This is a genomic window from Solidesulfovibrio sp. C21 (assembly GCF_047785625.1).
Taxonomy (GTDB): domain Bacteria; phylum Desulfobacterota; class Desulfovibrionia; order Desulfovibrionales; family Desulfovibrionaceae; genus Solidesulfovibrio.
In genome coordinates this window covers 1-3,810 of sequence record NZ_JBLODY010000145.1, presented here as the reverse complement: position 1 = coordinate 3,810, position 3,810 = coordinate 1, and the positions used below count along the sequence as shown (strand labels likewise).

General features: G+C 64.1%; 5 protein-coding genes. All 5 read left to right on the top strand.

Going from position 1 to position 3,810, the window contains the following annotated elements:
• Positions 1–20: 20 nt before the first annotated feature.
• Positions 21–1,022: a TPM domain-containing protein gene (locus tag ACMZ6R_RS20240; RefSeq protein ID WP_416114760.1), complete on the top strand. Its 1,002-nt coding sequence runs from the start codon at positions 21–23 to the stop codon at positions 1,020–1,022.
• A 9-nt stretch (positions 1,023–1,031) separates the two neighbouring features.
• Entirely contained in the window at positions 1,032–1,664 is a 633-nt protein-coding gene (locus tag ACMZ6R_RS20235; RefSeq protein ID WP_416114759.1) for a hypothetical protein, read from the top strand.
• Between the two features lie 119 nt (positions 1,665–1,783).
• Positions 1,784–2,164, top strand: a complete 381-nt coding sequence (locus ACMZ6R_RS20230; RefSeq protein ID WP_416114758.1) for an encapsulin-associated ferritin-like protein — start codon at positions 1,784–1,786, stop codon at positions 2,162–2,164.
• Positions 2,165–2,185: 21 nt separating this feature from the next.
• Entirely contained in the window at positions 2,186–2,989 is an 804-nt protein-coding gene (locus tag ACMZ6R_RS20225) for a family 1 encapsulin nanocompartment shell protein (RefSeq protein ID WP_416114757.1), read from the top strand.
• 476 nt (positions 2,990–3,465) lie between these two features.
• Positions 3,466–3,675, top strand: a complete 210-nt coding sequence (locus ACMZ6R_RS20220; protein WP_416114756.1) for a TOBE domain-containing protein — start codon at positions 3,466–3,468, stop codon at positions 3,673–3,675.
• The last annotated feature ends 135 nt before the right edge of the window (positions 3,676–3,810 follow it).

Here is a 3,810-nt window from a genome sequence, read left to right as displayed (position 1 = left end):
CCTGGGAAGGCGCGGAGCGCATGCGGCGGGCTTGCCGCGAAGCGGCATGCGCCGGCGCATCGGCCCGCGCCCCACACCCGTGCCCCCCGTCAGGGGGGTCCGGGGGGCCCTCGGCCCCCCGGCGGAGGGGTCCAGGGGAGGCGGCGCCTCCCCTGGCCGCCGGAGGCCGCACCGCCGCCGCCAGCATCATCCCGCTCCTCTGCGCCTTCCTCATCCTCTGCTTCGCCGCAACGGCGATGGCGCTGGAAGTGCCGAAGCTCACCGGGCGGGTAAACGATTACGCCAACTTGCTTTCGCCCCAAACAAAGGCGAAGCTCAATGCCGAGCTGGCCGGTTTCGAGCGCACGGATTCGACCCAGGTGGTGGTGCTGACCATCCCGTCCCTCGAGGACGAGTCTTTGGAGGAGTATTCCATCAAGGTGGCCGAGGCCTGGGGCATCGGGCAAAAGGGCAAGGACAACGGCGTGCTGCTGCTCGTGTCCAAGGGCGACCGCAAGGTGCGCATCGAGGTGGGTTACGGCCTGGAGGGGAAGCTCACCGACGCGCTGTCCGGGCGCATCATCGCCTATGCCATTGTGCCACAATTCAAGACCGGCAATTTCGACGCCGGCATAATGGACGGCGTTTCGGCCATCATGCAGGCCGTACGCGGCGAGTACAAGGCCGCGCCCTCCCATAAGGGCAAGGGGAGCGACGACAACGCGGTGTTCGGTCTTTTCATTTTGGCCATCATCCTGACTGCCGTATTATCCGGGCTTCCGGCCCCGGCCCGGGCCGGCATCTTCGGCCTGGCCATGCCGGGTGTGGGAGCGCTTTTCGGCCTGGGGATCGGCATGCTGGCGCTGTTGTGCGTGGGCGGCGTCGTCCTCGGGCTGGTCGGGCCGTTTCTTTTCAGTTCCGGCCGGGGCGGCGGCGGCGGTTTTTTCATCGGCGGCGGGGGCGGCGGCTTTGGAAGTGGAGGCGGCGGCTTCTCCGGGGGCGGCGGCGGTTTTGGCGGCGGCGGCTCGTCGGGAAGCTGGTAGGAGGCTCTCATGCGTCATCTGGTGAATGCGTTTTTGCCCGCCGGGGACCGGGAAAAAGTGGTGGGCGCGGTGCGCGCGGCCGAGGCCACGACATCGGCCGAGATCGTGCCCATGGTGGTCGGAGCCAGCGATTCCTATCCCAAGGCCGAGCTGGCCTGCGGTCTGGCCCTGGGTCTTGTGGGCGGCGTCCTGTGCGCGCTGGTCTTCGGCACGCGCGGCATGTGGCTTTTCCTGCTTTATTTCGGCCTGTTCGCCCTGGCCGGATTCCAGGCCGCCAAACGCCTGCCCCCGCTCAAACGACTTTTCGTTTCCAAGCCGCGTGCCAGCCACGAAACGCTTGTCGCGGCCCAGGCCGCCTTTTACGCCCAGGGGTTTTGCGCCACTCCCGAACGCAACGCCCTGCTCATCTACATTTCCGTTTTCGAACGGCTGGTCTTCGTGCTGCCCGACACGGGCCTGGCTGGTCGGATCGATCCCCGAATCCTCGAGGCGGGGACGGCCGCGCTTTCCGCGGGCATCCGGCAGGGACGCCCCTGCGAGGCGCTGACTGCCGTCATCGGCGATCTGGCCACAGCCCTGGCCGCGCTCTATCCGCCGCGCCCCGGCGACGCCAATACGCTCAAGGACCTGATCCTGCTCTGATCCGCTCCATTCCCGGACATTTCCTTTTTTCAGGCCAAGGCGTTGCAATCCCTCGCGCCTGTGGCATACTGCCGGCAACTATCACTATGACCGTTTCAAACGGGTCATACGGAGGACGTATGGATCAGTACCACGAGCCCGTTGCCGAACTCTCGCCCCAGGACCGGGATTTCGTCCGGGCGCTCAACAGTGTCAAGGAAGAGCTGGAAGCCATCAACTGGTACCATCAGCGCGTGGCCGCAGCCACCGATCCCCAGATCAAGGCCATCATGGCCCACAACCGCGACGAGGAAATCGAACACGCCGTCATGGGCCTGGAATGGCTGCGCCGCAACATGCCGGCCTGGGACGAGAACATGCGCACCTACTTCTTCACCAGCGGCGACATCACCGCCCTGGAAGGCGCCGCCACCGGCGGTGAAGGTGGCGGTGGCGCGCCCGCCGGCAAGGCGACTTCCGGCGGGTCCCTCGGCATCGGCAGTCTGAAAGGAAACCGTTAAGCACCGTTACGGGAGTACGCCATGGATATCTTGAAACGCGATCTCGCCCCCATCACCGCGGCCGCCTGGGACGCCGTGGACAGCCGCGCCCGCCAGACGCTGACCAGCATGCTTTCCGCCCGCCGGGTGGTGGACGTGACCGGTCCGCTCGGCTGGGAATACGCCGCCGTGCCGCTCGGCCGCATCGACTACAGCCATCCCCAATCCGTCTCCGGCATCACCTACGGCCTGCACCAGGTCAAACCGCTGGTCGAGGTCAAGGTGCCCTTCACCCTGGACATCGCCGAAATCGACAATGCGGCCCGGGGCGGCAAGGACATCGATCTGGCCGGCCTCGACGAAGCGGCGGAAAAACTGGTCCGGTTCGAGGAAGAAGCCCTCTATCACGGCTTCGCCCCGGCCGGCATCAAAGGCCTGTCCGAGGTCTCCAGCCAGTCGCGCATGAGCGTGGGCGGCAATCCCGAGGACATCGCCGAGGCCGTCTCCAAGGGGCTTACCGCCCTGCGCAAGACCTCGGTGGAAGGCCCTTACGCCCTGGTGGTCGGCCCCGAGATGTGGGTGGCCCTGTCGGGACACGTGCGCGGCTATCCGCTGTCGCAGTACCTCGAGACCATGCTCGGCGGCGAAGTCATCGTCAGCCCCTTTATCGAGGAAGCCTACCTGCTCTCGACCCGGGGCGGCGACCTGGAGATGACCCTCGGCGGCGACATCGCCATCGGCTATTCCTCCCACGACACGGAAAAGGTGGCGCTCTTCTTCCTGGAATCCTTCACGTTCCAGGTGCTCGACCCCACCGTGGTGGTGCGGCTGGACCGGAATAAATAACAGGCCCGCTTTTGCCTGACGGCAAAAGGGCCCACCGCCGTTTTCGGCCGTGTCTTCACGGATACGGCCGGAAACGGCCCCGCCCCTTCCCCGCCCCTCCGGCTCCCCGCCGGACCGCCCCGCAGCATCGCCGCCAAGCCCGTCCGGGCCATAGCGCAGGCCTTCACGACACTTTTTTGTAACAATCCGCCATGATGCGACCCCCCAAATATCTTTCCAACCGCCTGATATTTCACCATAAAATCGAAAAGTGTCTTTTTTCTCCGTACTATCACGGCTTTATTGTTTTCGTGTTTTAATACGTTTAATATACTAATTTATTTAATGTTAAAAATAACAATACTTACACGAAAAAAATAATTTGCGTGTGAGTTAAAAATGCCTTATCTCTTTCCTCACGAGGACACAGTTTTTCGGCAGGAAGGCGTACGGCATCCGCCCCTCCCCGCAACACCATAAACGCAAGGAGAATCCCCATGAAAGTCAGCGCCCGCAATCTGATCCCCGGCACCGTCAAGAAGGTTTCCATCGGCATGGTCAACGCCGAGGTCGTCATCGAAGCCGCTCCCGGCGTCGAGATCGTTTCCGTGATCACCAAGGAATCCGCCGAAGGCCTGGGCCTCAAGGCCGGTTCCAAGGTCAAGGCCATGGTCAAGGCCACCAGCGTCATGGTCGTGACCGACTAACAGCATTACCGCGCCAGCCAAAAGCCCGGCCGCCTCGTGAGAGGCGGCCGGGCTTTTTTTATGGGGGCAGGAGAGGGAACCGGGGGAGGGAACCCTTTTTTGCAAAAAAGGGTTCCCTCCCCCGGACCCCCACCC

Excerpts from the sequence above, each read along its gene's own strand:
- ACMZ6R_RS20230 (WP_416114758.1), top strand. The coding sequence starts at position 1,784 with ATGGATCAGTACCACGAGCCCGTTGCCGAACTCTCGCCCCAGGACCGG.
- ACMZ6R_RS20240 (WP_416114760.1), top strand. The coding sequence starts at position 21 with ATGCGGCGGGCTTGCCGCGAAGCGGCATGCGCCGGCGCATCGGCCCGC.
- ACMZ6R_RS20220 (WP_416114756.1), top strand. The coding sequence starts at position 3,466 with ATGAAAGTCAGCGCCCGCAATCTGATCCCCGGCACCGTCAAGAAGGTT.
- ACMZ6R_RS20235 (WP_416114759.1), top strand. The coding sequence starts at position 1,032 with ATGCGTCATCTGGTGAATGCGTTTTTGCCCGCCGGGGACCGGGAAAAA.
- ACMZ6R_RS20225 (WP_416114757.1), top strand. The coding sequence starts at position 2,186 with ATGGATATCTTGAAACGCGATCTCGCCCCCATCACCGCGGCCGCCTGG.